General features: G+C 73.0%; 28 protein-coding genes. 10 read left to right on the forward strand and 18 right to left on the reverse strand.

Annotated elements, in window-relative coordinates; all coding sequences use genetic code 11:
* Nucleotides 1–151: 151 nt before the first annotated feature.
* Together HD595_RS02850 and trpD are read left to right on the forward strand one after the other, a co-directional pair.
* A complete protein-coding gene (locus tag HD595_RS02850) occupies nucleotides 152–550 on the forward strand; it encodes a response regulator transcription factor (RefSeq protein WP_253781027.1) in 399 nt (132 codons plus the stop codon).
* Between the two features lie 9 nt (nucleotides 551–559).
* Complete coding sequence (trpD, locus tag HD595_RS02855; RefSeq protein ID WP_253765419.1) at nucleotides 560–1,597, forward strand: anthranilate phosphoribosyltransferase; 1,038 nt, start codon at nucleotides 560–562, stop codon at nucleotides 1,595–1,597.
* A gap of 230 nt (nucleotides 1,598–1,827) precedes the next feature.
* Here trpD and HD595_RS02860 read toward each other — a convergent pair whose 3' ends face one another.
* The 4 genes from HD595_RS02860 to ctaC form a co-directional block, all read right to left on the reverse strand.
* The gene (locus tag HD595_RS02860) at nucleotides 1,828–3,021 is read right to left on the reverse strand and encodes a L,D-transpeptidase (protein WP_253765420.1); all 1,194 of its coding nucleotides are present in this window, start codon (nucleotides 3,019–3,021) and stop codon (nucleotides 1,828–1,830) included.
* Nucleotides 3,022–3,177: 156 nt separating this feature from the next.
* On the reverse strand, nucleotides 3,178–3,591 hold the full coding sequence (locus HD595_RS02865; protein ID WP_175588864.1) for a cytochrome c oxidase subunit 4: 414 nt from the start codon (nucleotides 3,589–3,591) through the stop codon (nucleotides 3,178–3,180).
* On the reverse strand, nucleotides 3,591–5,252 hold the full coding sequence (gene ctaD, locus HD595_RS02870; protein ID WP_253765421.1) for an aa3-type cytochrome oxidase subunit I: 1,662 nt from the start codon (nucleotides 5,250–5,252) through the stop codon (nucleotides 3,591–3,593). Before ctaD ends, HD595_RS02865 begins: the two co-directional genes overlap by 1 nt.
* Entirely contained in the window at nucleotides 5,249–6,112 is an 864-nt protein-coding gene (ctaC, locus tag HD595_RS02875; RefSeq protein ID WP_475717321.1) for an aa3-type cytochrome oxidase subunit II, read from the reverse strand. The genes ctaD and ctaC overlap by 4 nt, the downstream gene beginning before the upstream one ends.
* Nucleotides 6,113–6,297: 185 nt before the next feature.
* On the opposite strand from ctaC, the gene HD595_RS02880 reads away from it, so the two are divergent.
* The 3 genes from HD595_RS02880 to HD595_RS02890 all read left to right on the forward strand — a co-directional run bounded on the left by HD595_RS02880 (nucleotide 6,298) and on the right by HD595_RS02890 (nucleotide 8,203).
* A complete protein-coding gene (locus tag HD595_RS02880) occupies nucleotides 6,298–7,431 on the forward strand; it encodes a cysteine desulfurase family protein (protein WP_253765423.1) in 1,134 nt (377 codons plus the stop codon).
* Nucleotides 7,428–7,673 carry a sulfurtransferase TusA family protein gene (locus HD595_RS02885; RefSeq protein ID WP_253765424.1) on the forward strand — a complete coding sequence of 82 codons (246 nt, stop codon included), beginning with the start codon at nucleotides 7,428–7,430 and terminating at the stop codon, nucleotides 7,671–7,673. Before HD595_RS02880 ends, HD595_RS02885 begins: the two co-directional genes overlap by 4 nt.
* 95 nt (nucleotides 7,674–7,768) lie before the next feature.
* Nucleotides 7,769–8,203 (forward strand): CBS domain-containing protein, encoded by a 435-nt coding sequence (locus HD595_RS02890; protein ID WP_253765425.1) that lies wholly within the window; start codon nucleotides 7,769–7,771, stop codon nucleotides 8,201–8,203.
* 90 nt (nucleotides 8,204–8,293) lie between these two features.
* Here the strand turns inward: HD595_RS02890 and HD595_RS02895 are convergent, their stop codons facing one another.
* A complete protein-coding gene (locus tag HD595_RS02895; protein WP_253765426.1) occupies nucleotides 8,294–9,280 on the reverse strand; it encodes a carbohydrate kinase family protein in 987 nt (328 codons plus the stop codon).
* 111 nt (nucleotides 9,281–9,391) lie between these two features.
* A complete protein-coding gene (gene erpA, locus HD595_RS02900; protein WP_175588871.1) occupies nucleotides 9,392–9,745 on the reverse strand; it encodes an iron-sulfur cluster insertion protein ErpA in 354 nt (117 codons plus the stop codon).
* A 180-nt stretch (nucleotides 9,746–9,925) separates the two neighbouring features.
* Between erpA and nadA the strand changes: the two genes are divergently transcribed.
* Nucleotides 9,926–11,083 (forward strand): quinolinate synthase NadA, encoded by a 1,158-nt coding sequence (gene nadA / locus HD595_RS02905; RefSeq protein WP_253765427.1) that lies wholly within the window; start codon nucleotides 9,926–9,928, stop codon nucleotides 11,081–11,083.
* Here the strand turns inward: nadA and HD595_RS46570 are convergent.
* From HD595_RS46570 to HD595_RS02935, 6 genes are all read right to left on the reverse strand, one after another.
* Nucleotides 11,080–11,733: an SIMPL domain-containing protein gene (locus tag HD595_RS46570; protein WP_253765428.1), complete on the reverse strand. Its 654-nt coding sequence runs from the start codon at nucleotides 11,731–11,733 to the stop codon at nucleotides 11,080–11,082. The genes nadA and HD595_RS46570 overlap by 4 nt on opposite strands.
* 104 nt (nucleotides 11,734–11,837) lie before the next feature.
* Nucleotides 11,838–13,571 (reverse strand): alpha/beta fold hydrolase, encoded by a 1,734-nt coding sequence (locus tag HD595_RS46575; protein WP_253765429.1) that lies wholly within the window; start codon nucleotides 13,569–13,571, stop codon nucleotides 11,838–11,840.
* Between the two features lie 153 nt (nucleotides 13,572–13,724).
* Nucleotides 13,725–14,282: a PspA-associated protein PspAB gene (gene pspAB / locus HD595_RS02920; protein ID WP_253765430.1), complete on the reverse strand. Its 558-nt coding sequence runs from the start codon at nucleotides 14,280–14,282 to the stop codon at nucleotides 13,725–13,727.
* A gap of 2 nt (nucleotides 14,283–14,284) precedes the next feature.
* Nucleotides 14,285–15,184: a zinc metalloprotease HtpX gene (gene htpX, locus HD595_RS02925; RefSeq protein WP_308211096.1), complete on the reverse strand. Its 900-nt coding sequence runs from the start codon at nucleotides 15,182–15,184 to the stop codon at nucleotides 14,285–14,287.
* A 3-nt stretch (nucleotides 15,185–15,187) separates the two neighbouring features.
* Nucleotides 15,188–15,466 carry a PspA-associated protein PspAA gene (gene pspAA, locus HD595_RS02930; protein WP_253765431.1) on the reverse strand — a complete coding sequence of 93 codons (279 nt, stop codon included), beginning with the start codon at nucleotides 15,464–15,466 and terminating at the stop codon, nucleotides 15,188–15,190.
* Nucleotides 15,463–16,257 (reverse strand): PspA/IM30 family protein, encoded by a 795-nt coding sequence (locus tag HD595_RS02935; RefSeq protein ID WP_253765432.1) that lies wholly within the window; start codon nucleotides 16,255–16,257, stop codon nucleotides 15,463–15,465. The genes pspAA and HD595_RS02935 overlap by 4 nt, the downstream gene beginning before the upstream one ends.
* 177 nt (nucleotides 16,258–16,434) lie before the next feature.
* Here HD595_RS02935 and HD595_RS02940 point away from each other — a divergent pair, with 177 nt between their 5' ends.
* Nucleotides 16,435–17,019 carry a DUF3043 domain-containing protein gene (locus HD595_RS02940; RefSeq protein WP_253765433.1) on the forward strand — a complete coding sequence of 195 codons (585 nt, stop codon included), beginning with the start codon at nucleotides 16,435–16,437 and terminating at the stop codon, nucleotides 17,017–17,019.
* Nucleotides 17,020–17,120: 101 nt separating this feature from the next.
* On the opposite strand, the gene HD595_RS02945 is transcribed toward HD595_RS02940, so the two are convergent.
* Nucleotides 17,121–18,137: an SMI1/KNR4 family protein gene (locus HD595_RS02945; protein ID WP_253765434.1), complete on the reverse strand. Its 1,017-nt coding sequence runs from the start codon at nucleotides 18,135–18,137 to the stop codon at nucleotides 17,121–17,123.
* Nucleotides 18,138–18,193: 56 nt separating this feature from the next.
* Here HD595_RS02945 and HD595_RS02950 point away from each other — a divergent pair, with 56 nt between their 5' ends.
* The gene (locus HD595_RS02950) at nucleotides 18,194–19,192 is read left to right on the forward strand and encodes an aldo/keto reductase family protein (RefSeq protein WP_253765435.1); all 999 of its coding nucleotides are present in this window, start codon (nucleotides 18,194–18,196) and stop codon (nucleotides 19,190–19,192) included.
* A 311-nt stretch (nucleotides 19,193–19,503) separates the two neighbouring features.
* On the opposite strand, the gene HD595_RS02955 is transcribed toward HD595_RS02950, so the two are convergent.
* The gene (locus HD595_RS02955; RefSeq protein WP_420540683.1) at nucleotides 19,504–19,668 is read right to left on the reverse strand and encodes a hypothetical protein; all 165 of its coding nucleotides are present in this window, start codon (nucleotides 19,666–19,668) and stop codon (nucleotides 19,504–19,506) included.
* 205 nt (nucleotides 19,669–19,873) lie between these two features.
* On the opposite strand from HD595_RS02955, the gene HD595_RS02960 reads away from it, so the two are divergent.
* On the forward strand, nucleotides 19,874–20,893 hold the full coding sequence (locus HD595_RS02960; protein WP_253765436.1) for a bifunctional adenosylcobinamide kinase/adenosylcobinamide-phosphate guanylyltransferase: 1,020 nt from the start codon (nucleotides 19,874–19,876) through the stop codon (nucleotides 20,891–20,893).
* 226 nt (nucleotides 20,894–21,119) lie between these two features.
* On the opposite strand, the gene HD595_RS02965 is transcribed toward HD595_RS02960, so the two are convergent.
* On the reverse strand, nucleotides 21,120–21,920 hold the full coding sequence (locus HD595_RS02965) for an ABC transporter ATP-binding protein (protein WP_253765437.1): 801 nt from the start codon (nucleotides 21,918–21,920) through the stop codon (nucleotides 21,120–21,122).
* A 33-nt stretch (nucleotides 21,921–21,953) separates the two neighbouring features.
* Here HD595_RS02965 and HD595_RS02970 point away from each other — a divergent pair, with 33 nt between their 5' ends.
* Nucleotides 21,954–22,859, forward strand: coding sequence for an adenosylcobinamide-GDP ribazoletransferase (locus tag HD595_RS02970; protein WP_253765438.1), 906 nt, complete (start codon nucleotides 21,954–21,956; stop codon nucleotides 22,857–22,859).
* Between the two features lie 4 nt (nucleotides 22,860–22,863).
* Here HD595_RS02970 and HD595_RS02975 read toward each other — a convergent pair whose 3' ends face one another.
* From HD595_RS02975 to HD595_RS02985, 3 genes are read right to left on the reverse strand one after another with little or no spacing between them, the layout of a single operon-like run.
* Complete coding sequence (locus tag HD595_RS02975) at nucleotides 22,864–23,832, reverse strand: CPBP family intramembrane glutamic endopeptidase (protein ID WP_253765439.1); 969 nt, start codon at nucleotides 23,830–23,832, stop codon at nucleotides 22,864–22,866.
* Nucleotides 23,829–24,827 carry an SdpI family protein gene (locus tag HD595_RS02980; RefSeq protein ID WP_253765440.1) on the reverse strand — a complete coding sequence of 333 codons (999 nt, stop codon included), beginning with the start codon at nucleotides 24,825–24,827 and terminating at the stop codon, nucleotides 23,829–23,831. Before HD595_RS02980 ends, HD595_RS02975 begins: the two co-directional genes overlap by 4 nt.
* Nucleotides 24,824–25,171 carry a GntR family transcriptional regulator gene (locus HD595_RS02985; protein ID WP_253765441.1) on the reverse strand — a complete coding sequence of 116 codons (348 nt, stop codon included), beginning with the start codon at nucleotides 25,169–25,171 and terminating at the stop codon, nucleotides 24,824–24,826. The genes HD595_RS02980 and HD595_RS02985 overlap by 4 nt, the downstream gene beginning before the upstream one ends.
* Between the last annotated feature and the right edge of the window lie 43 nt (nucleotides 25,172–25,214).

Below are 25,214 nucleotides of genomic sequence, written 5' to 3' on the forward strand. Positions count from 1 at the left end.
GGGTCCGGAGACCATCAAGCTGGGATAATTCCTGCAAATCACGCGCCAGGGGCGGCGGCCTGGGATTGCACGCCGCCGCACCGGTACGATCCCAGGTGACCCTATACCGCTTCGACCGATAGCGAGCGCGACCGTGAGCACCGACGACACCATGAAGGTCCTCGTCTACAGCGACGACGCCACCACCCGCGAGGAGGTGCGGCGGGCGCTCGGCCGCCGTCCGGCCGCCGACGTGCCGTTCGTGGAGATCGTGGAGTGCGCCACCGAGCCCAAGGCCCACCAGTGGCTCGGCTCCGGCGAGATCGACGTCGCCGTGCTCGACGGCGAGACCCAGCCGGCCGGCGGCATGGGCGTGTGCCGCCAGGCCAAGGACGAGGTCTACGACTGCCCGCCGGTGTGCCTGATCATCGCCCGGCGCGACGACCGCTGGCTGGCCGAGTGGTCCAAGGCCGACGCCGTCGTCCCGCAGCCGCTGGAGCCGCTGGTCCTGGCCGACACCGTGGCCGACCTCATGCGCCGCCGTTCCTCCACCCGACTCAACGCTAAGTAGGTGCCCTCCGTGGATGCCCGGACCACCTGGCCCGCCCTGCTGTCGGCGCTCCTCGCCGGCGAGCACCTCACCGCCGACGAGACCGCGTGGGCGATGCGTGAGATCATGTCCGGCTCCGCGACGTCCGCGCAGATCGCCGGCTTCGCCGTCGCGCTGCGGGCCAAGGGCGAGACCGTGGCCGAGGTGGCGGGCCTGGCCCGCACCATGCTGGAGTTCGCCACGCCGCTGAGCGTGGAGGGCCCCGTGGTCGACGTGGTCGGCACCGGCGGCGACCGCGCCCACACGGTCAACGTCTCGACGATGGCGGCGATCGTGGCCGCCGCGGCGGGCGCCCGGGTCGTCAAGCACGGCAACCGCGCGGCCTCGTCCTCGTGCGGCGCGGCCGACGTCCTGGAGCACCTCGGCATCCGGCTCGACCTCACGCCCGCCCAGACCGCCCGGGTCGCCCGGGAGGCGGGCATCGCCTTCTGCTTCGCGCCCGTCTACCACCCGGCGCTGCGCTTCGCCGGGCCGCCGCGCAAGGAGATCGGCGTCCCGACGGTCTTCAACTTCCTCGGCCCGCTCACCAACCCGGCCCGGCCCGCCGCCCAGGCGATCGGCGTCTACGACGCCGGCATGCTGCCGGTGCTCGCCGGCGTCTTCGCCGAGCGCGGGGTCTCGGCCCTGGTGTTCCGCGGCGACGACGGCCTCGACGAGCTGACGATCTCCACCACCTCCACGGTGTGGACGGTCCGCGACGGCGCCGCGACGCAGACCGTGTTCGACCCGGCGGTGCTGGGCATCCCGCGCGCCGACGCGGGCGCGCTGCGGGGCGGCGACGTGGATTTCAACGCCCAGGCGGTGCGCGACCTGGTCGGCGGGGTGACGGGGCCGGTGCGCGACGCGGTGCTGCTCAACGCCGCGGCCGCGCTGGTCGCGCTCGACGGTCCGGGCGACGACCTCGACTCCGCCATGATCGACGCGTACGCGCGGGCGACGCAGGCGGTCGACTCCGGCCGGGCCGCCGCGACCCTCGACCGCTGGGTCGAGGTCAGCCGCGCCGCCTGACGCCGCCTCCGACCTTCACGGGCCGCCCCGTGTGCGCGGTCGCGGCCCGTCGTCGTGTCCGCCGGGTGCGGTCGCGGCCCGCGGCCGTACCCCTACCGCCTGTACGGCCCCTGCACGGCCCTCAGCCGCCCGCGCGCCCGCTTCCGTACATCGGAGTGCCGGGAGCGTCACGGAGCGCCAGGAAGCCCTCTGACGGGCCAGGACGCGGTACCCGGGTCAGGGCGCCCGGGTCAGAAGGTCGTCGTGGGCCCGTCCTTGAGCGAGCTCCACTTCAGCCATTCCTTCCAGTTCTCCTGCCAGTGCCCCCAGCCGTTCGTGGGCTCCAGCACCCGCGGCGACCCCGTGATGATGATCGGGTCGCCGATCAGGGTGTTGTCGAGGAACCACTTGGCGTTCTCCGGGCTGACGTTCACGCACCCGTGGCTGACGTTGGAGTTGCCCTGCGCCCCCACCGACCAGGGCGCGCTGTGCACGTACTCGCCGCTGTTGGAGATGCGGACCGTGTCGTAGACCGTGAGCTGGTAGTAGCCCGGCTCGCCGGGGCCGATGCCGGGTGAGGTCATGACCGTGACGTTCTCCCGGGACATGGCCAGGTGGATGCCGGAGGTCGTGTAGAACTTCCAGGCGCCGCCCTGTCCCGCGCTCATCGGCATGGTGCGGATGACCTTGCCGTCGCGCTTGACGGTCAGGACGTGGTTCTGCGTGGTGCCGCGGGTGATCTGCGCGCGGCCGATGCGGAAGTCGAGCCGCACGTCGCGCTTGCCGTACAGGCCCTCGCCGCCGCGCACGCCGGCCAGGCGGGCCTCCACGCGCACCTTGGTGCGGGCGGGCCAGTACTCGGTGGGCCGGTAGTCGACGTGCCGGTCGTCGAACCAGTGCCACGCGCCCTCGACGGGCTTGGAGCTCTGCACGGTGAGGTTGCGCTCGACGGAGACCCGGTCGGTGACCGGCTTGTCGAAGGTGATCATGATGGGCATGCCGATGCCGACGGTGAGCCCGGTGTCGTTGCTGTTGGGGGTGATGTACTCGATGTCGAAGGTGTCCTTCGCCTTGACCGTGGTGAAGGTGCTGGTGCTCTCCTTGCGCTTGCCCTCGGCGTTGACCGCGACGGTCCGCACCGTGTAGGTGGTGCCGGGCCGGGCGGTCTGGTTGCTGCGCCAGCGGGTGCCGTCGTCGCTGATGACGCCGGGCAGGCGGCCGTGGTCGCTGGTGACGTGGACGCTCTTGAGCGTCCCGGCGTCCGCGGCGACGATGACGGTCTCGTCGGTCGGCACGTCGCCGGTGCGGTCACGGGGGGTCACGGCCACGGAGACGTCCGGGGCCGCGGCGGGTTTGACGGTCTGCCTGGTCGCGGTGGTGGCGGTGCACGCCGCCAGCAGCGACACGGCGATCAGAGCGGCCGATCCATGCGCGAGGTGCCCCACGAGTACTCCCCCGTCCCGTTCGGTCCCTTCGCCTCTTGTCTTACCCTGCGTGATGGATTGGCCACTTCCGCGACGTGGTAAAGATCATCAAAAAGCGGGCGTCCTCCCCCAAGGAGGACGCCCGCTCTCTGGACGGCTGGAACCAGACGGCTCGGGTCAGTGCGAGAAGTTGCCCCGGTAGTACTGGAAGACGAAGCCGATCATGGCCATGATCACCAGGAAGACCCCGATGATGAACATCCACAGGCCGATGACGAACCCGGCGAAGGCGAAGGCCGCGGCCAGGCAGAGGAACAGCGGCCACCAGCTGCTCGGGCTGAAGAAGCCGATCTCACCGGCGCCGTCGCTGATGTCGGCCTGCTTGTTGTCCTCCGGCTGGGCGCCGATGCGCCGCGCGGTGAACATCAGGTAGTAGCCGATCATGAACGCGAAGCCGACCGAGATGGCCATGGCCGTGGTGCCGACCGGCTCGCCCCGGCCCGACTCGGCCTTCGTCCAGAACCAGTAGGCGACGTCGACGCCGGCGAAGAACAGGCCGCACAGCAGGAACAGCCAACCCTGGACCTTCATCAGGCCTCAACCTCCTGGGCGGACTTGGCGGACGCGTGGGGGTAGTGCAGGTCGAAGGCCGGACGCTCCGAGCGGATGCGCGGCAGCGAGGTGAAGTTGTGCCGCGGCGGCGGGCAGGAGGTCGCCCATTCGAGCGAGCCGCCGAAGCCCCACGGGTCGTCGACCGTGACCTTGGGCGCGGTGCGCCAGGTCTTCCACACGTTGTAGAAGAACGGCAGCGTGGACGCGCCGAGTATGAAGGCGCCCACCGACGAGATCATGTTCAGGTCGGTGAAGCCGTCGGCGGCGCTGTAGTCGGCGTAGCGGCGGGGGAACCCGGCCACGCCCAGCCAGTGCTGGATGAGGAACGTGGTGTGGAAGCCGATGAACAGCAGCCAGAAGTGCAGCTTGCCGAGGCGGTCGTTGAGCATCTTGCCGGTGAACTTCGGCCACCAGAAGTAGAAGCCGGCGAACATCGCGAAGACGACGGTGCCGAACACCACGTAGTGGAAGTGCGCGACCACGAAGTAGGTGTCGCTGATGTGGAAGTCCAGCGGCGGCGAGGCCAGGATGACGCCGGTCAGGCCGCCGAGCAGGAAGGTGATGAGGAAGCCGACCGAGAACAGCATCGGCGACTCGAAGCTCAGATGGCCCCGCCACATCGTGCCGATCCAGTTGAAGAACTTCACGCCCGTCGGCACCGCGATGAGGAACGTCATGAACGAGAAGAACGGCAGCAGGACCTGGCCGGTCGGGAACATGTGGTGCGCCCACACCGTGATGGACAGACCCGCGATCGCGATGGTGGCCCCGACCAGGCCGATGTAGCCGAAGATCGGCTTACGGCTGAAGACCGGCAGGATCTCGGTCACGATGCCGAAGAACGGCAGCGCGATGATGTACACCTCGGGGTGGCCGAAGAACCAGAACAGGTGCTGCCACAGGATCGGCCCGGAGTTGGCCGCGTCGAAGATGTGGGTGCCGAGCTTGCGGTCGGCCTCCAGGGCGAGCAGCGCGGCGGCCAGCACCGGGAAGGCCATGAGCACCAGCATGCTGGTGAGCAGGACGTTCCAGGTGAAGATCGGCATGCGGAACATCGTCATGCCGGGAGCGCGCATGCAGATGATCGTGGTGATGAAGTTGACCGCGCCGAGGATGGTGCCGAGACCCGACAGCGCCAGGCCCATGATCCACAGGTCGCCGCCCATGCCGGGCGAGTAGACCGCGCTGGACAGCGGGGCGTAGCCGAACCAGCCGAAGGAGGCGGCGCCGTTCGGGGTGAAGAAGCCCGAGACCGCGATGGTGCTGCCGAACAGGTAGAGCCAGTAGCTCACCATGTTCAGGCGCGGGAACGCGACGTCGGGGGCGCCGATCTGCAGCGGCATCAGCTCGTTGGCGAAGCCCGCGAACAGCGGCGTCGCGAACATCAGCAGCATGATCGTGCCGTGCATGGTGAACAGCTGGTTGAACTGCTCGTTGCTGGTGATCTGCAGACCCGGCTGTGCCAGCTCCGCCCGCATCACCAGCGCCATGACGCCGCCGATGAGGAAGAAGACGAACGACGTGATCAGGTACAGGTGACCGATGATCTTGTGGTCGGTGGAGGACAGCCACTTGGCGATGATCCGGCCCTTGGGTGTGGGCCTGGCCGTCGTCCGGAGGGGCTCTTGGATGGCGGTCACTGGGCGCTCCCAGTCTGGGTCGCGATGTACTGGTCGTACTCAGCCTGCGGAACGAGCTTGACGTTGAACAGCATGCGGCTGTGGTCGACGCCGCACAGCTCGGCGCAGCGGCCGGCGTAGACGCCGGGCTTGTTCAGCGTGACGATCTCGAACTTCCGGCCCTTGTCGTTCTCCTGCAGGCCAGGGATCACGTCGCGCTTGAAGAGGAAGGCCGGCACCCAGAAGGAGTGGATGACGTCCGGGGAGCTCAGGTCGAACTCCACGCGCTTGTTGACCGGCAGGACGAGCTGGGGGCCCTGGTGGTAGTCGTTGACCGGCGTGCCGGTGACGGGCTTGAGCGTCTTGCCGCCGACCTCCGTGGTGAAGCGCCAGCTCCACTGGAACGCCTCGACCTTGACCCGCACGTCCGCCTTGCCCGACACGGCGTCGACCTCGCGGGTGTCACGGGCGGTGAAGAAGAAGAACACCGACACCATGACGAGCGGGACCAGGGTGTAGAAGATCTCGATCGGCAGGTTGTAGCGCACCTGCGGAGGCAGCTCCGCCTTGGCCCGCCGCCGGGTGTGGAAGATGCACGCCCAGACGATCAGGAAGATGACGACGACACCCGTGGCGAGCGCGGCGATCCAGGCACCGTTCCACAGATTGGTGATGGTGTCACCCTGGGTGGTGATGCTCGTCGGAAGGAGGCCACGACTCCAGTCGGCCTTGGGCACGTCATTAGCACACGCCGTCACGGTGGCCAGCAGCAACGCCAAAGCGGCGGCGCGCGGCACCCCGCGCCGGGCCAACGAACGCCGTGTCGAACGGCGAGTCGGACTCACGGATCGCCTACCCCACAGATGAAGCCCAAGAGTCACTCTTGGGCGCTCGTATTTCCAAATGCACAGCTGATTGCAGACACATTAGCGTGCAGGGGCCCCGCCCTCCCGCGCGGCCCCTCGAATGGCGCGCCCTCACGGGCGCCGCCTCCTCCGGCCGGGATGACGGCCGGACGGCCGGGAGCCGGCCGCGAGCGGGTCCACGCGGGTGGGACGATGGTCTCGTGGCGTACTTCGACGCGGCCTCGACCGAACCCCTCCACCCCCGGGCGCGCGAGGCGCTCCTGGAGGCGGTCGACGTCGGCTGGGCCGACCCCGCGAGGCCGTACACCCAGTCCCGCCGGGCGCATCTGCTGCTGGAGCAGGCGCGCTCGGAGGTGGCCGAGGTGCTGGGCGCGCGCCCCGACGAGGTGTCGTTCACCTCCTCGGGCACGCAGGCCGTGCATCTCGGCGCCCTCGGCACCCTACACGGCAGGCGCAGGGCCGGACGCCACCTGGTGACCGGCGCCGTGGAGCACTCCAGCGTGCTCCACGCGGCCCAGCTGCACGAACGCGACGGCGGCACGGTGGAGACGGTCGGCGTGAGCCTGACCGGACGGGTCGATCCGGCCGCCTTCGAGGCCGCCGTGGCCCGCGAGGGCACCGCGCTGGCGTGCCTGCAGAGCGCCAACCACGAGGTCGGCACGGTGCAGCCGGTGGCCGAGGTGGCCGAGGCGTGCCGGCGGCACGGGGTGCCGCTGCTGGTCGACGCGGCGCAGACGGCCGGCCGGCTGCCGGTGCCGGCGGGCTGGTCGGTGCTGACGGCCAGCGCCCACAAGTGGGGCGGCCCGGCCGGGGTGGGCGTGCTGGCCGTGCGCAAGGGCACGCGGTTCCGGTCCTTCCTGCCCGAGGACGAGCGCGAGCGCCGCCGCGTGCCGGGCTTCGAGAACGTCCCGGCGATCGTGGCCGCCGCCGCGGCGCTGCGCGCCATGGCGGAGGAGGCGCCCGAGGAGCAGCGGCGGCTGTCGGAGCTGGTCGGGCGGATCAGGGAGACGATCCCCAAGGTCGTCCCGGACGTCGAGGTGATCGGCGAGCCGGTCGAGCGGGCGCCGCACATCGTCACGTTCTCCTGCCTGTACGTGGACGGCGAGGTGCTGCTCGGCGAACTCGACCGGGCGGGATTCGCGGTCTCGTCCGGCAGCTCCTGCACCGCTAGTACGCTTCGTCCATCGCATGTCCTGGAAGCGATGGGCGTGCTCACCCATGGGAACGTGCGGATCTCCCTGCCCAGAGGCGCCACCGCGGACGAGGTCGACCGGTTCCTCGCCGTGCTGCCGGAGCTGGTGCGCCGGATCCGCCACGACGCAGGAGTCGCATGACCGAGGTCACCACGCCGGCGCTGACGATCGACGCGCTCGGGAAGAAGTGCCCGATCCCGATCATCATGCTCGCCGAGCAGATCAACTACGTGCCGCTCAACTCCGTGGTGGCCGTCCTGGCCGACGACCCGGCGGCCTACACCGACGTGCCGGCCTGGTGCCGGCTCAAGTCGCACCGCCACGTCGGCTCGTACGAGTTGCCCGGCGGCGGCTGGGCGATCCACGTGCGGCGCAACTACTGACCTCGCCCCAGCGGCGCGCGGGGTGATGTGGCTTGTGACGCGACCTGGGTAGGGCCACAGCGACCGACCGCTGACGAGCCACCCCAGGGGGAGAGATGACCGCAGGACACCCGCACGAGACCGCGCGCGACGTGATGAACCCGGGCGCCGAATGCCTCCCGGCCCACGAGACGCTCGACCGGGCGGCGCAGCTCATGCGCAACGGCAACGTCGGGGCGTTGCCCGTCTGCGACCCGGACGGGCGCGTCGTCGGGATCATCACCGACCGCGACATCGTCGTGAAGTGCATCGCGGAGGGGCGTGACCCCTCCGAGGTACGGGCCGGCGACCTCACGACGGGGCTGGTGTCGGTGACGCCGGACGCCCCGCTGGCGGAGGCGCTGTCCCAGATGGAGGAGCACCAGATCAAGCGGCTGCCGGTGGTCGAGGGCGACCACGTGGTCGGCATGATCAGTGAGGCCGACCTGGCCAGGCACCTGCCGGACGCGCAGCTCGCCGAGTTCGTCCACCGCGTCTACGCGCGCGGCTGACGCGGCCGGACGGGGCGGGACGCCCGGACCCGCGGGCCGGCAGCGACGCACGGCTCGCGGGTCCTCCGCGTTCTTCGGACCCCTCGCGGGTTACGGGTGGTGGCAGCGCACGTGGGCGGCCACCTCGGCGGCGGCGTCGGCCCCGTAGGCGGCGGCGAAGCGCTCCAGGAAGACCTTCTGGCCGAGCTCGTACTCCTGGCCGCCGACGTTCTCCAGCACGTGGGTGGCCGTCAGGTTGCCGATCTGGCCGCAGCGCTCCAGCGACAGGCCCCAGGCCAGGCCGGCGAGGAAGCCGGCGCGGAAGGCGTCGCCGACGCCCGTGGGGTCGGCCTTGCCGAGCTCGGGGGCCGGGGCCACGTGGATGGACGGCTCGCCCGCGCGGTCGATGACCGCGCCCTTGGGGCCGAGCGTGGTGACGCGGACGCCGACGCGGGACAGGATCTCGTCGTCGGACCAGCCGGTCTTCTGCTCGATGAGCCCCTTCTCGTAGTCGTTGGAGAACAGGTAGGCGGCGCCGTCGACGAGGTCGCGGATCTGGTCGTCGGCCATGCGGGCGAGCTGCTGCGACGGGTCGGCGGCGAACGGGATGCCGCGCTGGCGGCACTCGTCGGTGTGGCGCAGCATCGCGTCGGGGTCGTTGGGGCTGACCAGCACGAGGTCGAGGCCGCCGACGCGGGCGGCGACCGGCTGCAGCTCGATGAGACGCGCCTCGGCCATCGCCCCGGTGTAGAAGGAGGCGATCTGGTTGTGGTGCTCGTCGGTGGTGCACAGGAAGCGGGCCGTGTGGCGGGTCTCGGAGACGTGCACCGAGCCGCAGTCGACGCCGTGGCGCTCCAGCCAGGAGTGGTAGTCGGCGAAGTCGTTGCCGACGGCGCCGACGAGGACCGGGTTGAGGCCCAGGCAGCCCATGCCGAAGGCGATGTTCGCCGCGCACCCGCCGCGACGGATCTGCAGGTCGTCGACCAGGAACGAGAGTGACACCCGGTCGAGCTGCTCGGCGATGAGCTGATCGCCGAAGCTGCCGGGGAACGTCATCAGTTGGTCTGTCGCGATGGAGCCGGTGACGGCGATGCGCACGGGATTCTTCTTCCTCGTTGTCAGCAAGCCAGATGAGCCCATCGAGAATACGCGAAGGTCCCGCGCGCACAAAGGCGAGCGGGACCGTGTCGGTGACGACCCGTCAGGCGACTAGTTGAAGGAGTCGCCGCACGCGCACGAACCCGTGGCGTTGGGGTTGTCGATGGTGAAGCCCTGCTTCTCGATGGTGTCGACGAAGTCGATGGAGGCTCCCATGAGGTACGGGGCGCTCATCCTGTCGGTGACGACGCTCACGCCGCCGAAGTCGGTGACGACGTCGCCGTCCATCTGGCGGTCGTCGAAGAAGAGCTGGTAGCGCAGGCCGGAGCAGCCGCCCGGCTGCACGGCCACGCGCAGCTGGAGCCCTTCCTCACCCTGCTGCTCGAGCAGGCTCTTGACCTTGGCGGCGGCCGCGTCGGTCAGGATCAGGCCCTGCGCTGTGGTCTCGCTGCTCTCAACCGTCATCTGCTGACTCCCTAACCCGGCTGTCTCTTTCTGACGTCCTACTTAGACGCTACCAACACCCGGGGTATGCCCGGCATTCCCCTGCCTCTCCCTGGTTCTTCTCCGTCCCCGCCCACCCGGGACGCGAGCATGGCGCGCCGTGTGCCATCATCGGTATCGTCAAACCGACGATAAGGGGGGATGGCGATGGCCACCCAGACCGGTCTGCCGCTCTTCGTCCTCGGCCAGGGCGCCGACCCGCACTCCGAGCGGGGGGTGGACTGCCCCGGTGAGCTGCCGCCGGCCTCCGACCCCGGCCTGGTGGAGCGGGCGCGCAAGGCGAAGGAGGCGCTGGGCGATCGGCTGTTCGTGCTGGGCCACCACTACCAGCGCGACGAGGTCATCCAGTTCGCCGACGTGACGGGCGACTCCTTCAAGCTGGCGCGGCTGGCGGCGGCCCGGCCGGAGGCCGAGTACATCGTCTTCTGCGGCGTGCACTTCATGGCGGAGTCGGCCGACATCCTCACCTCCGACGCCCAGAAGGTGATCCTGCCCGACCTGGCCGCCGGGTGCTCGATGGCCGACATGGCGACGTTCGACCAGGTGGAGGAGTGCTGGGAGGCGCTGGAGGACGCCGGCCTGGCCGATGACGTGATCCCCGTCACGTACATGAACTCCAGCGCCGACATCAAGGCGTTCTGCGGCCGCAACGGCGGCGCGGTGTGCACCTCCTCCAACGCGCGCCGCGCGCTGGAGTGGGCGTTCGACCAGCGCGGCAAGGTGCTGTTCCTGCCCGACCAGCACCTCGGCCGCAACACGGCCGTGCTGGAGATGGGCATGTCGCTGGACGACTGCGTGGTGTGGAACCCGCACCGCCCCGGCGGCGGCCTCACCCGCGAGCAGCTCCAGCGGGCCAGGATGATCCTCTGGAAGGGCCACTGCTCGGTGCACGGCCGCTTCACGGCCGAGTCGGTCGACGACGTACGGCGCCGCGTCCCGGGCGTGAACGTGCTCGTCCACCCGGAGTGCCGGCACGAGGTGGTGCTCAAGGCCGACCACGTCGGCTCCACCGAGCACATCATCAAGACGCTGGAGGAGGCCCCGGCCGGGTCGAGCTGGGCCGTCGGCACCGAGCTCAACCTGGTCAAGCGGCTCGCCGGGATGTTCCCCGACAAGAACGTCTCGTTCCTGGACCGCACGGTCTGCTACTGCTCGACCATGAACCGCATCGACCTGCCCCACCTGGTGTGGGCGCTGGAGTCGCTGTCGCTGGGCGAGGTGGTCAACCAGATCACGGTGGACGAGGACACGGCGCACTGGGCGCGCGTGGCCCTCGACCGCATGCTGGCCCTGCCCTAGGTCCGCGTCACGGTGGCGCCGGCCTCGGTGTCCGTGCCGGCGAAGGCGTAGACGACGCGGACGCCGACCGACAGCGTCTGCCGGCCGGGGCTGACCGACGCGCGCTCCTCGGCCGCCATGGCGGCGAACGCCATCGGCTGGGGGCCGCCGCGCGCGTCCTCGGTGACGGAGACGACCCGGCCGAGCGCCCGCCCGGCCAGGCTCGCGTACTGGGCGGCCTTGGCCGCGGCGTCGCGGAACGCCCGTTCGCGGGCCTCCGCGAGCGCCGCGGCCGGGTCGGACAGCTCGAAGGACACGCCGCCGAGCCGCGCCTCCTCCCCCACCCCGGCGACGGCGTCGACCACCCGGTCCGCCCGCGCCAGGTCGCGCACCACGGCCTCGACCCCCTGGGCGGCGCGGTAGCCGGACACCTTGGGGTACGCCTCGTACTCCGGGCCGAGGGACAGCTCACTCGTGCGCAGGTCCTCGGCGGCGACCCCGGCCTCGCGCAGGGCGGCGTCCAGCCGCGCCGCGGCGGCCCTGACCTCGGCGAACGCCTGCGCGGCCGAGGCGCCGCGCGCCTCCACCCCCGCGCTCAGGCGCATGACGTCGGGCGCGGCCGACGCCGATCCCTCTCCGGCGACCGCGATCTGCTCGTGTTCGGTGGTCACGCGCACCCCTTCGTGGACGGGTCCGGGTCCTTCGGCCGTGGGACGGTGTCTCGTACGGATGAGCCGTTCCGCCGCCCCATTGTGCGGGCCGATCGTGTCGGCCGTCACGCCCGCCGTCGGCCCCCGCCCGCCTCCCCCGCGCCCCGTACGGCCGCCACCAGGGCGGCGGGGTCGCGGAGAAGGGCGCGGCGGCGGACGCGGACCAGCTCGGCTCCCAGCGCCGCCGCCACCCGCCGGCCCGGGGCGCGCCGGCGGGTCGTGCTGACCACGGTGACCGGGACGGCGGGCATCGGCCGGCGGGCTCTCAGGAGGCGCAGGCAGGCGGCCATGTCGCGGCGCGCCAGCCACTCCCCCAGGACGGCGGCGGCCACGTGCCCGCGCTCGCCGGGTCGTGGCCGGACGGGCTGGACGGGGGCGTGGAGCCGGTCCAGGACCGGGGCGGGTGGGACGGGGGCGTGGAGCCGGTCCAGGACCGGGGCGGCCAGCCGGGCGAGGACGGCGGCGCCCCACGTGCCGCCCAGGGCGGGCAGCCATCGGGCCGCCTCCCGTCCCGCGGCCGAGGTGCCGCGCGCGCCGCGCACGCCGGGGTGCGGGTCCACGAGCACGAGCGCGGCCACGCGCAGGGGATGCAGCCGGGCGAACGCCTCCGCGTGCCAGGCGGCCTGCCCGTGGGCGACCACGGTGACGCGTTCGGGGTGCGCGGGGGCGAGCGCGGCCAGCCGGGCGGCCTCGCCGTACAGGGTGGGCGGCGCGGAGGACGCCTCGCCGTACAGGGTGGGTCCGTACAGAGTGGGTGGCACGGCGGGGGCCACGTCGTAAAGGGTGGGTCCGTACAGGGTGGGTGGCGCGGCGGGGGCCGCGTCGGGAGCGCGCGAGCCCCGCCGGTCGGGAGCGGCCGGCACGCACGCGTCCGCGCCGAGGCCGGGGCGGTCGAAGCGGGTCACCCGGTGCCCGCGCGCCAGCGTCCGCGTCAGCCGGTCCCACGGCAGCCAGGCCCCTCCGAGGCCGCCGGTGAGGATCACGGCGGGTCCGGTCCCGTGCCGGGCCACGCGGGGCGGCGCGCCGGGGCGCGCCGGCCCGGGGCGTACGAGCAGCCGGAGCGCCGCGTACACGAGCCAGCCGGCAAGCAGCGCGGCCTGGAGGCGCTGCACGGCCCCCGCGCCCGCGAGGAGCGCCAGGAGCCCGGGATCGATCCCGCGGACGGCGTGAGCGAGCGCCGGAGCGCCGGAAAGCGACGCGAGGGGTGAGGCGGAGGCGGCGGTCAGCGTGAGCGCGGCGGGCGGTACGAGGGCCGAGCCGCCGGGGAGGAGGACGGCCATGAGCGTGGTGGCGCCGGTGGCGACGGCGCCCAGGAGGGCGGTGGCGCCCAGCGAGGCGCCGGCGAGGAGGGCCGCGGGCCAGGTGTGCCAGCGCAGGCTCAGCAGCACCATGGCGGCCACGCCGCACGCCTCGGACGGCGCCCACGCCGCGGCGTGGACGTGGTGGGCTAGCGACCGCGCCCGGTGCGCGCACGACGGGTCGCTCAGGACCGCGCAGTCCAGCGGGAACACGCCTCCCAGCAGCGCGAGCGCGGCGAAGACGGCCAGCGCCAGCCAGCCGGTGCCCTCCCGCGCCGTACGGGGCGTCAGTGCCACGCCCGCCAGGCAGGCCAGGGCGGCGAGCGCGTCGGTGGTCCGGAACAGGCGCGTCCACGGCTGGTCGCGGGCGGCCAGCTCGCTCACGTAGCCGCCCGCGCCGCTCAGGGCCGGAGTGGTGAACTGCCCGGTCACCCAGGCGCTGGCGAGTACGGCGGCCACGATGAACGCGGAAGCCGCGAACACCGACAATTGTCGCTCCACGTGACGATTACACCACTAAGCGTATCTATCGCCACGAACCGCCCCCGGCGCGAGCACATGTCCGCGTCCGGACACCGAGCAGCCGCAACACGTCGGGCGTCCCTCGGCGTCTGGATGGTGAAGGCCGTCGAGGACGGCGGCGCCGGGCCGGGCTCAGAGGCCGGGGGCGCCCCAGACCGGGAACCAGCGGCTGAGGTCCGGCTCCAGCGGCAGCTCGTCCGCGAGCGCGCCGCGCGCCTGGAGTTCGAGCGCGTTGTCGCGCCGCTGCCCCGTCAGGGGCGCGAACGGGTAGAACGTGCCGCGCTTGTACAGGTACACCAGCGATAGCCGCCGCCCGTCCGCACCGGCGAGCGACACGATCGAGCACAGCAGCGACGGGCCGAACCCGGCGCCCTCCAGCGTGGAGTTGACCGCGTGCAGCTCCGTCACCAGGTCGCCCACCGCCTCCGGCGCGCGCCGGACCAGCAGCCACGTGTAGCCGTAGCCGTCGTCCGACTCCTCGACGCGGTCGCCGAGCAGCGCCTTGGCGTCGCGTTCGGCCGCCGCGAAGGCGCCGCCCTCCGCCGCGCGGAAGGCGACCGAGCCCGTCCCGGTCGCCTTGAGCCCGGTGGCCGCCTCCAGGGTCACCAGGGCGGACGGCAGCGCGAACAGCGCGTCGAGGTTCGGCCTGACCGGCTTCGAACGGCCGAGCAGCGCGTCCAGCCAGCCCACGCTCACCCCCTCCCGAGCTGGGCGGAGATTTCCGAGAGCTGCCGGAGCCGGCGGTCGAGGGGCGGGTGCGTGGAGAACAGGTTGGCCAGCGTCGCGCCGGGCGCCGCGGCCGGGGCGAAGTAGAAGGCGTTGAACGGCGCGGCCTCCCGCAGGTCGCGGGTCGGGATCCGGGCCATGTCGCCGCTGATCTTGACGAGCGCGCTGGCCAGCTCCGACGGCCGCTGCGTGAGCAGGGCGCCGGCCCGGTCCGCGGACAGCTCGCGGTAGCGCGACAGGGCCCGGGTGAGCAGGAAGCTCACCGCGTACACCACGACGGAGACCACCATGACGATCAGCCCGACCGGCAGGCCGCCCTGCCCGTCGGAGCGGCGCGCGCCCAGCCCGCTGTAGAGGGCGAAGCGCGTCATGAGACCCGCCACGAGGCCGAGGAACGAGGCGATCGTCATGACGGCCACGTCGCGGTGGGCGACGTGCGAGAGCTCGTGGGCCAGCACCCCCTCGAGCTCCCGCGCGTCCAGGCGGCGAAGGATGCCCGTCGTGACGCAGACGACGGCGTGCTTCTGGTCACGACCGGTGGCGAACGCGTTGGGGACGTCGGAGTCGGCGATCGCCACCCGTGGCTTGGGCATGTCGGCCATGGCGCACAACCGGTCGATCAGCCCGTGCAGTTCGGGAGCCTCCCGCGGCGACACCTCGCGCCCGCCCATCCCGTACAGCGCGATGCGGTCGGACAGGAAGTACTGCGCCAGCAGCAGGCCCCCGGCGATCAGCAGCACCGTCAGCGCCCGGACCCCCAGGGCGACGAGGGCGCCGACGAACACCACGTACAGCAGCCCGAGCAGGAACATCGTCACGACCATGCGATTGGTCAGGCCGCGGTCGGGCGCGAACCGCGTGCGCACGGCTCAGCCCGGGATGAGGCCCTGGTCGCCCAGCATCTCCCGGACCTCCTCGATCGAGGCGTCCGCGGGGGGAAGGATCAGCTCTGACGGCTCAAGGCTGTCGTCGGGCAGCGTCTTGCCCACCTGGCGCACCTTGTCGAGGAGCGCGTGGAGCTTGACGCGGAAGCTGGCCTCGTCGCCGGTCTCGATCGCCGACTCCAGCTCGCCGTCCAGCTCGTTGAGCACGGCGATGTCGTCGGACGAGATCTCGACCTGGCCCTCGCCCATGATCCTGACGATCATGCGCCCTCCCCCGGCTGACGGAACTGCTGCGTGTGCTGCTGCGGCTGCGCCTGCTGCTGGGGCTGCGCCTGCTGCTGCGGGTGGCCCTGCTCGATCGCGCTCTGCGGCGCGGGACCCTGGCCGAGCTCGGCCTTCATGCGGGCGAGCTCCAGCTCGACGTCCATGCCGCCGCCCATGCGGTCGAGCTCGGCCTGGATGTCGTCGCCGCGGGTGCCGCTGAAGTCGTCGAGCGCGCCGCTGGCCAGCAGCTCGTCGATGGCGCCGGCGCGGGCCTGCATCTGCGCCGTCTTGTCCTCGGCGCGCTGGATCGCCAGGCCGACGTCGCCCATCTCCTCGGAGATGCCGGAGAACGCCTCGTTGATGCGCGTCTGCGCCTCGGCCGCGGTGTAGGTCGCCTTGATGGTCTCCTTCTTCGTGCGGAAGGAGTCGACCTTGGCCTGCAGCCGCTGGGAGGCGAGCGTGAGCTTCTCCTCCTCGGCCTGCAGGTTGTCATGCTGGATCTTCAAATCGGCCATCTGGGTCTGCAGCCCGGCCCGGCGCTCCAGCGCGGTGCGGGCGAGGTCCTCACGGCCGACGGACAGCGCCTTGCGGCCCTGCTCCTCGTAACGCTTGGCCTGCTGCTCCAGGCCGTTGATCTGCAGCTCGACCCGCTTGCGAGAGGTGGCGACGTCGGCCACGCCCCTGCGCACCTTCTGCAGCAGCTCAAGCTGCCGCTGGTAGGAGTAGTCGAGGGTCTCGCGCGGATCCTCCATCTTGTCCAGGGCCTTGTTGGCCTTGGACTTGAAGATCATCGAAAGTCTCTTCATCACGCTCATGCGCGTCGGCCGTCCCCTTCTTAGGTCGTGCTGGTGGTCACCCAGTGCAGCGCAGCCGCCCTGGGATTACCCTACGCATAACGCACGAGGGCGTCACTAAGTTGCAGTCCAGGTAGGGTTGACGTCGTGTTGCGACGCCGTTCCCAAACCTCCGTGGACGACACTCCCGTCCCCGCTGACGATCCTAAGCCTCAGGGCAAGGGTCGTCCCACACCCAAGCGCCGAGACGCCGAAGGCAGGCGGCGCCAGCCGGTCAGCGCTCCGAAGGACCGCAAGGAGGCCTACCGGCAGATGCGGGCCAAGCAGGCCGTGGAGCGCGATCGGGCCCGCAAGGGCATGCTCGCGGGAGACGAGCGCTACCTCCCGGCGCGCGACAAGGGCCCGGCCCGCAAGTTCGCCCGCGACTGGGTCGACTCGCGGCGGCTGCCGAGCCAGTACTTCCTGCCGTTCTCGCTGCTGATCCTGCTGGCGACGTGGATCCCGTGGCCGATCCAGGTGCGGGGCCTGATCCTCGGCTACGTCATCACGATCGGCTGGCCCATCATGATGATCGGCGTCGTGGCCACCTCGCTCTACGTGGCCTGGAAGGTCAAGAAGCTGGGCGCGGAGAAGCTGCCGAACGAGAGCATGCGCGGCGTCGGGTTCTACGCGGCGATGCGCGCCCTGCAGATCCGCAAGCTCCGCTTCCCGCCGCCCACGGTGGCGCCGGGCGGCAAGCCGGTCGCGCCCAGGAAGTAGGCCGGAAGGCCGAGGAAACCGGCCGGTAAGGCCCAGGAATCAGGCGGGAGGCAGGCCGCCGCGGGCGGCTCACGTCCGGGTGGCATGTCCGGGCCGAGGGCCTACTCCCAGGTGAGCGCGCCGTCGACGACGCGGGGCCGCAACTCTCCCAGTCGGCCCCGCTCCAGGCCGTCGGCCACGGCCCGCAGCAGCCCGTAGTACGACCGGACCCGCAGGCCACCGGGGCGGTCCGACATGTACTCGTCGCCGATCTCGACGACGGACCCGGCGTCCTCACTGGAGACGAGCAGCACGCCCTCCAGCTGGCCGCCGACCGGGATGAGCCGGTCGTCCCAGTTCTCCCCCGGCACGATCCCGCCGCCGTCGCGGCAGTACTCCCGCCAGAGGGCGCGGATCTGCCGGACGCCGAACAGCCGCTCGCCGACCAGCCCGAAGTGCGCCGCCCCGTCGTGGCGCAGCAGGGAGGCGCGCAGCGCGTCGGGGAACTCCACGCCCATGCGCGCCTCCGCGAGCGCGATGTGCCGGGGCCTGCCCCGGGCGCCCAGCGTCGCGTACGTCCGCGGCGCGTTGCGCCGCAGCCACCGCTCGATGCGCCGCCACTGGTGGTTGACGGCCCGCCGGACGCGCGGGTCGATCGGCCGCACCACCGCCGGACGCGCGGCCGGACGGCAGACCAGGTCCGCGGGCGCGCGGAGCCCGGTGTCCGGGCTCGGGGACGCGCCGACGGGGGCCGTGGGCGAGGCGGTGGCCAGGGGTGACGCCCCGGCCGGTGACGGCGTGTCCAGCGGCGACGGCGTCTCCGCGGGCGACGAGCTGTCCGCCGGCGACGAGGCGGCCAGCATGGACGGCGTGGCCGCCGGTGAAGGCGTGGGCTCCGGCGGGACGGCGGGCGTCAGAAACGCGGCGGCCACCAGCAGCACGACCGCCACGACCGCCCCGGCGGTGAGCAGGAGCGGCGTGATCCCTCCGGAACGCCGGGACCGCCCGCTCCCGGCCGGCCCCGAGGCGGGGTGACCAGGCGCCTGACCAGGGTGTTCCTGGCGCGCCCGGCGGCGCAGCCGTACGGCGATCGCGGTCAGGATCGCCGCGGTCAGCGCCGTCCGTACGAGCTTCAGCACGTCGCGCACCCTATCCCGAATCAGGTCACATCACGTGACCGCCTAGGGTCGTGGACATGGAATTCCGTCACCTCGGCCGCAGCGGTCTCAAGGTCAGCGAGATCAGCTACGGCAACTGGCTCACCCATGGCTCCCAGGTCGAGGAAGAGGCCGCCAAGCAGTGCGTGCAGGCCGCCCTCGACGAGGGCGTCACCACGTTCGACACCGCCGACGTGTACGCCGGCACCAAGGCCGAGGAGGTCCTCGGCCGGGCGCTCAAGGGCGTGCGCCGCGAGTCGCTGGAGATCTTCACCAAGGTCTACTGGCCCACCGGACCGGGCCAGAACGACCGCGGACTGTCCCGCAAGCACATCACCGAGTCGATCCACGGGTCCCTGCGCCGCCTGCAGACCGACTACGTCGACCTCTACCAGGCGCACCGCTTTGACTACGAGACGCCGCTCGAGGAGACCCTGAAGACGTTCGACGACCTCGTACGGCAGGGCAAGGTCCTCTACGTCGGCGTCAGCGAGTGGAGCGCCGACCAGATCGCCCAGGCGCTGAAGATCGCCGACGAGATGGGCTTCGACCGGATCGTGTCCAGCCAGCCGCAGTACTCCATGCTGTGGCGGGTCATCGAGGCCGAGGTCGTGCCGCTGTGCGAGCGCGAGGGCATCGGCCAGATCGTCTGGTCGCCGATCGCGCAGGGCGTGCTCACCGGCAAGTACCTGCCCGGACAGCAGCCGCCGGAGGGCTCGCGCGCCACCGACCCGAGCGGCAGCGGCATGATCGCCCGGTTCATGAACGACGACGTGCTCTCCCGCGTCCAGGAGCTCAAGCCGATCGCGGCCGGCCTCGGGCTCAGCATGGCGCAGCTCGCCGTCGCGTGGGTGCTGCAGAACCCGAACGTGTCCAGCGCGATCATCGGCGCCTCCCGGCCCGAGCAGGTGCGCGACAACGTCAAGGCGGCGGGCGTCAAGCTCGACGCCGAGGTGCTCAAGCGGATCGACGACGTGCTCGGCTCCGTGGTCGAGCGCGACCCGGGCAAGACCGCCAGCCCCGCCAAGCGCCCGTGACGGGAGGGCCGGGGTCCTTTCGCACGTGACGGACCCCGGCCCTCGCGATCCTCGTGGTACTCGCGATCCTCTCGGCCCGCGGCCCTCGCGGCCCCGCGGTCCTCGCGTGCTTGTGGTCCCCGTGGGCCTCGCGGGCTTGTGCTTCCCACGGTCCTCACACGACGAGACCCCTTGAGCCCGTGATCGCGGCTCAAGGGGTCTCGCTCTCGTCAGCGGGGCTTCCGTGGTCGGTCAGGAGGCCCCAGGGCTGATCGGTCGTCCGTAGTCCGTCATTCCGTCATTTCGTCACTTCGTCATGGGGATGCCGGCCGTCACTCGGCGCGCAAGGACAGGCCCTGGTACTCGACACGGTCCTCGTCGAGCAGGGCGACCTGCTCGACACCGGATTCAAGCAGGTCACGCCAGTTCTCGCCGAGCCAGGACTCCGCGTCGGCCTGGCTGGGGAAGACCTCTCGCGGCAACGGGCGGTCTGTCACCTCACCACCATGCGCGTTCTCGTAACGCCACCGCCATGTCATGCCATACGCTCCTTTTCCGCGGGTTCGCCGGCGCACCCTCCGGCGGCACTGGCACCCTACTCCCGAGCCCCGTCATGGGGCCTCACGCCGCACACACCGTCCGCACACCCCCGTGCTCCCGGCTCGGGCGACTCCGGTGCGCCGGGCGCGTACGCTCGGCGCGGTGAAGGTCTTTCTCCCCGGTACGGCGGGCGCCGCGGGCTGGCCGGAGCCGGGCTGCCGGTGCGCCTCCTGCCGCCGTCTGCCCGCCGGCCGGCGCCGGCCGTTCGAGATCGTGGTGGACGGCGTCGCGCGCCTGCCGTTCCTCGCCCCGCCGCCCGGCTACCGCGCCTTCGCCGGAGGCCACGGCCTGGAGGGCCCCGACGGCACGCGCGTCCTGTACGTCCCGCCCGGCCCTTGCCCGGAGGGCGTGGAGGGGCGCTGCGACCTCCTCCTGATCGACCTGCTCGACCGGCCGGAGCGGCTCGGGCTGCTGCGGCGCGACGGGGTCGCCGACCGGGACACCTTCGTGGTGGCGGTCGGGCTCGACCATCGGGCGCGCTCCGAGGAGGAACTGGCCCGGCGGCTGTGCCTGTGGGGTGCGCACGCCGTCCCGGACGGCGCGACGCTCGACACGGCCTCCCCCGCGGCGCTCCCCCTCCCCCAGCGGCCTGCCGGGGACGGGCCCTGGCGGGAGCTGGTGCTGGGCGGGTCGCGTTCGGGGAAGTCGGCCGAGGCGGAGACCCGGCTGGCCGGCGAGCCGTACGTCACCTATGTCGCCACGGGTCCCGGCGGCGAGGGGGACGCCGAGTGGGCGGCCCGGATCCGGGTGCACCGGGAGCGCAGGCCCGCGCACTGGGCGACGCTGGAGACGACCGACCTCGCGGGGGTCGTCCGGGACGCCGCGACGCCCCTGCTGGTGGACGGGCTCGGCACGTGGCTGGCGGCGGTGTTCGACGAGCACGGCGCCTGGGAGGGCGACCGGACGGCGGTGTGGCGGCGGTGCGACGAGCTCGTGGCCGCCTGGCGCGGCGCGGGGCAGCGGATCGTGGCGGTGTCGGACGAGGTGGGCATGGGCGTGGTGCCCGCGACGGCCAGCGGGCGGGCGTTCAGGGACGCCTTGGGCCGGCTCAACGAGCGGCTGGCGGCCGAGTCGGAGGACGTCGCCCTCGTCGTGGCCGGCCGCGTCCTCCCCCTGCCCTGACGTCCCAGAGCCCGGTCTCCCCCGGGCCCGACGCCCCGTCCCCACGATGGCCGGCTGCTCGACCTCCCTCTGGCCCTGACGCCCCTGGCTCGGTCCGCCTCCGGCCCAGCGGCCCTCGGACAGGACCCGCTGACAGGGCGGTGCGAGGGCTGACACCTGCGGGGGCGTCTGCGGGCGGCCTGGCGTGGGCGGCCTGGTGCGGGCGGCCTGGTGCGGGGGATGGGGGTCAGGGGCGGATGGCGCGGGCGTACCAGCGGCCGTCGAGGCGGTCGACGTGGAGGGCGCGGCCGAAGCACTCGGACAGGTTGCCGGGCGTGAGCACCTCCGAGACCGGCCCCGCCGCCAGGACGCGGGCGTCGCGCATGAGCATGGCGTGCGTGGTGGTCGCGGGGATCTCCTCCAGGTGGTGCGTCACCGTGATCGTGGTGAGCACCGGCCGCGTGGCCGCCAGGTCCTCGACGGCCGTGATCAGGTCCTCGCGGGCGGGCAGGTCGAGCCCCGCGAACGGCTCGTCCAGCAGCAGCACCACCGGGTCGGACATGAGCGACCTGGCCACCCGGACGCGGGCCCGCTCGCCCTGGGAGCACACCCGGAACGGCCGGTCGGCCAGGTCCTTGCAGCCGAGGTCGCCCAGCAGGCGCAGCGCGCGGTCGCGCTCAGCGTCGCCGTACTTGTCCCACAGCGGGGCGCTCGTCCCGGTGTGGCCGGTGAGTACCACGGTGAGCGCGGTCGCCCCTTCCTCCTCCAGGAGATCCTCGTCGACCAGGCGCTGGCTGGCCGCCACCAGGCCGATGTGGCGGCGCAGGGAGCGCAGGTCGACCCGGCCGAGGCGGTGGCCGAGCACGCTGACCGCGCCCTCGGTCGGATGCCGCACGGCGGCGGCCAGCGACAGCAGCGTCGTCTTCCCCGCCCCGTTGGGGCCGAGGATCGCCCAGTGCTCGCCGTACTCCACCCGCCAGTCGACGCCGCTCAGCAGCGTCTTGCCGACGACCCGGACCGCTACGCCTTCGAGTTGAACCACGTGCATCCGCTCACCCTAACGGCCGTACCATCGACCGTTATGCGGCTTCGCGGGGGATCTCCTGGCTCGTCCGCGGCCGGGGCGGGCCGGACGGACGGGCTCCGGCTGGCCGTGGGCCTGCTGACGATCTTCCCGGTACGCGTCCCGCGGGTGGATCGGCGGACCGCGGGCGCGGCCATGGGCTCCGCGCCGGTGGTCGGACTGGTGCTGGGGCTGGTGGCGTGCCTGCCGCTCCTGCTCCCGGGGCCGCCGCTGCTGGGCGCCGTGCTGGCCGTGGGGGCGCTGGCCGTGCTGACGCGGGGGCTGCACCTGGACGGGCTGGCGGACCTGGCCGACGGGCTGGGCAGCGGCAAGCCCGCCGATCAGGCGCTCGACATCATGAAAAAGTCGGACATCGGGCCGTTCGGCGTGATGACGTTGGTCATCACGTTGCTCGCCCAGATCGCCGCGCTGACCGCGGCCGGGCCGTTCGCGCTGGTGACCGCCTGCGTGACGGGGCGGCTCGCGCTCGTGTGGGCCTGCCGGTCCGGGGTGCCCGCCGCGCGGCCCGGCGGGCTCGGGGCGACGGTGGCCGGCACGGTAAGGCCGGCCACCGCCTGGCGGGTGACCGCGGCGGCGCTGATCGTCGCCGCGCTCGCCGGGGTCGTCCTCGCCGCCTGGACGTCCGCCTCCCATCCGCCGCCCGTGACCGCCCCGCTCGAATGGGGCCCCGCGACCGCCCCCTCCGACCGGACGTCCGCGCCCCTCGGCCTGACCCCGGCCGCCCTTTCCGGCTGGGCGTCCGCGGTCGTCGCGCCCATCGCCATGGCGGCGGGGCTGGGGGCCGCGCTGCTGCTCCTGCGCCGGGCCCGGCGGCGGCTGGGCGGTGTCACCGGGGACGTGCTCGGCGCGCTGGTGGAGACGGCGACCACCGCCGCCCTGGTGGTCTGGGCCGTGATCGGCTGAGACCTCAGCCCGCGGCGGGGGCCCCGGCGGGATCCGGCTCGGGCACGGGGAAGCAGGGGGGCCGCGGCGCCCGTACCGGGAAGAAGCGGAGCAGCACCACCGCCGTCACGGCCAGCACCGCCCACCCGGCCAGCCCCGTGAGCCCGGCCACGACCGGGTCGGGCGGCGCGGCCGCGTCGCCGAGCAGCAGCACGACGCCCGTCACCGCGTTCACCGAGCCGTGGGCCACCACGGCGGGCCACACGCTGCCCGAGCGCAGCCGCAACCACCCGAACACCACCCCGGCCGGCACGCAGAACCCCACGAAGTAGAGCGCGGCCCAGGGGCCGAGGCGGGCGTAGTTGTAGCCGAGCAGCGTGAGCGGGGCGTGCCAGAGGCCCCAGACGACGCCGGAGAGCGCCAGCCCGGCGACCGTGCCCCGCGCGGCCACGAGCCGGGGCGCCAGCCAGCCGCGCCAGCCCCACTCCTCGCCCAGCGACGGCACCGCGTTGAGCAGCGGGCCGGCCAGCGTGGCGATCAGGATCTGGATGACCACCACCGTGGACAGCCCGCCGGGCACCTGCGCGCCCTGCGCCCGCAGCCCCTGCTGGAACAGGCTGAACCGGGTCAGGTCCAGCGAGACCAGCCCGAGGGCGACGCTCAGCGCGATCGACGCCGCGACGAGCAGCGGCACGCCGAACCAGGCGAGCAGCACCAGCAGGACGGTGCGGCCGGGCCGCTCCCCCAGCGTCAGCCCGGTCTCCCGGGCGAACCGGCGGAACGGCGGCCGCCCCACCGCCTCGCCCGTGCCGGAGCCCGCGGCGCGGCCCGTCAGCAGCCACGCCGCCAGCACCCCCACGCTGGGCGTGAACATCATCAGCATCCCCGACACCTGCGTCATGGGCGAGCCGAGGCCGCCCGCCAGCCACACCGGCAGCGCCGCCACCCACGCCAGCCCGAACGCCACGACCAGGAACACCGGCAGGGGCCTCATGCGCCCACCCGCTCCGCGAGCAGGGCGTTGATCAGGGACGCGGCGCGCTCGGCGTCGTCCACGCTCACCGCGAGACGCCCGCCCGATCGGTAGCGGACCACGAGGCACTCCCCGCCCCGCAGCATGATGGTGGCGTCGCCCGGCAGGCCGCGGAAGCCCCACCCGCCGACCTCGACGGGGCTGCGCGTCTCGGTCCACGCCCGCTCGACGCGGTCCAGGCGGATCCTGCGCACCGGCCAGCCGAACGGCCCGAACCCGATCGCGAGCCCGTCCTCGGTGACCCGGGCCGTGAGCGAAGAGGTGAACAGGCCGGCGGCCAGCACGATCACCAGCCCGGGAAGCGCCGAGGCCGCGGTCTCGTCCCCGGCCAGCCCGAGCGTCCACAGCAGGCCGAGCAGGCCCAGCCCGGCCCCCGCCGCGGCGGTCACCGCGGACAGCCACCGGTTGCCGGCGCGGCCGACCCACACGGCGCGCTGCCCCGGCCGCAGCCGCAGCTCCGGAGGCACGGAAGCCGCGCCGCCGGGCTCGTCCGCCCCGCCGCGGCGCAGGCGGGCGGCCAGCAGCGCCGCCGCCACGGCCGTGGCGAGCACCGCGGCCGCCTGCCAGCCGGGCAGGCGCGCCTCGGTCCAGGAGGGGGCGTCAAGGTTCGCCAGCAGGGTGGTGGCGCCCATGCCGAGGAAGAGCGCGGAGGAGCCCGCCAGGGCGCCCCACCAGCCGGCGCGGGCCCGGCGTCGCCCGGAGACGGCCGGGACCATCACGAGGAGCGTCACCCAGACGGCGGCCCAGAGCGCCACGTCCGTCGTCGCGGACGCCGCGAGCGGCATCGACCGGTCAGGACCCAGGCCGAGACCCCAGTGGACGGCGATCGGGTCGGGCAGCCGGTCGCGCAGGACGAGCGGTCCCGCGGCGAGGACGGCCGAGACCGTGAGGCCCCACAGCGCGGCGGTCCGACGTGAGGGCGTCGCGAGGGCCGGGGTCGTCGTGCCGGGGTTCATGGCAGCTCCTTCAGGATGGTGATGAGGTCCTCTCGGCGGTAGCCGTGCCTCTGGGCGTCCTCCAGCAGCTCGCGGGCCCGCTGGACGAGCAGGGCGCGGCCTCCGGCGACGCCGGCGACGCTGACGCCCCGCCCCCGCCGGAACTCCAGCAGCCCCTCATCGCGCAGGTCGCGCAGGGCGCGCAGCACCGTGTTGGTGTTGATGCCGAGCGCCTGGGCCAGTTCGCGGGCCGGCGGCAGCCGGTCGCCGGCCGCGTAGGAGCCCTCGCCGATGGCCCGGCGGATGGCCGCCGCCACCTGTTCGTGCAGGGGACGGACGTCGTTGAGATCGAGCGTGAGCAGCATGGTGCCAATAACACTAGCACCATTCCATCAACCGGCCATTGGT

The sequence above is a fragment of the Nonomuraea roseoviolacea subsp. carminata genome (assembly GCF_024172185.1).
GTDB lineage: Bacteria > Actinomycetota > Actinomycetes > Streptosporangiales > Streptosporangiaceae > Nonomuraea > Nonomuraea roseoviolacea.

Excerpts from the sequence above, each read along its gene's own strand:
- HD595_RS02850 (WP_253781027.1), top strand. The coding sequence starts at position 152 with ATGAAGGTCCTCGTCTACAGCGACGACGCCACCACCCGCGAGGAGGTG.
- HD595_RS02865 (WP_175588864.1), bottom strand. The coding sequence starts at position 3,591 with ATGAAGGTCCAGGGTTGGCTGTTCCTGCTGTGCGGCCTGTTCTTCGCC.
- HD595_RS02885 (WP_253765424.1), top strand. The coding sequence starts at position 7,428 with ATGACCGAGGTCACCACGCCGGCGCTGACGATCGACGCGCTCGGGAAG.
- HD595_RS02890 (WP_253765425.1), top strand. The coding sequence starts at position 7,769 with ATGACCGCAGGACACCCGCACGAGACCGCGCGCGACGTGATGAACCCG.
- erpA (WP_175588871.1), bottom strand. The coding sequence starts at position 9,745 with ATGACGGTTGAGAGCAGCGAGACCACAGCGCAGGGCCTGATCCTGACC.
- nadA (WP_253765427.1), top strand. The coding sequence starts at position 9,926 with ATGGCGATGGCCACCCAGACCGGTCTGCCGCTCTTCGTCCTCGGCCAG.
- pspAA (WP_253765431.1), bottom strand. The coding sequence starts at position 15,466 with ATGATCGTCAGGATCATGGGCGAGGGCCAGGTCGAGATCTCGTCCGAC.
- HD595_RS02935 (WP_253765432.1), bottom strand. The coding sequence starts at position 16,257 with ATGATCTTCAAGTCCAAGGCCAACAAGGCCCTGGACAAGATGGAGGAT.
- HD595_RS02950 (WP_253765435.1), top strand. The coding sequence starts at position 18,194 with ATGGAATTCCGTCACCTCGGCCGCAGCGGTCTCAAGGTCAGCGAGATC.
- HD595_RS02965 (WP_253765437.1), bottom strand. The coding sequence starts at position 21,920 with ATGCACGTGGTTCAACTCGAAGGCGTAGCGGTCCGGGTCGTCGGCAAG.
- HD595_RS02970 (WP_253765438.1), top strand. The coding sequence starts at position 21,954 with ATGCGGCTTCGCGGGGGATCTCCTGGCTCGTCCGCGGCCGGGGCGGGC.
- HD595_RS02975 (WP_253765439.1), bottom strand. The coding sequence starts at position 23,832 with ATGAGGCCCCTGCCGGTGTTCCTGGTCGTGGCGTTCGGGCTGGCGTGG.
- HD595_RS02980 (WP_253765440.1), bottom strand. The coding sequence starts at position 24,827 with ATGAACCCCGGCACGACGACCCCGGCCCTCGCGACGCCCTCACGTCGG.
- HD595_RS02985 (WP_253765441.1), bottom strand. The coding sequence starts at position 25,171 with ATGCTGCTCACGCTCGATCTCAACGACGTCCGTCCCCTGCACGAACAG.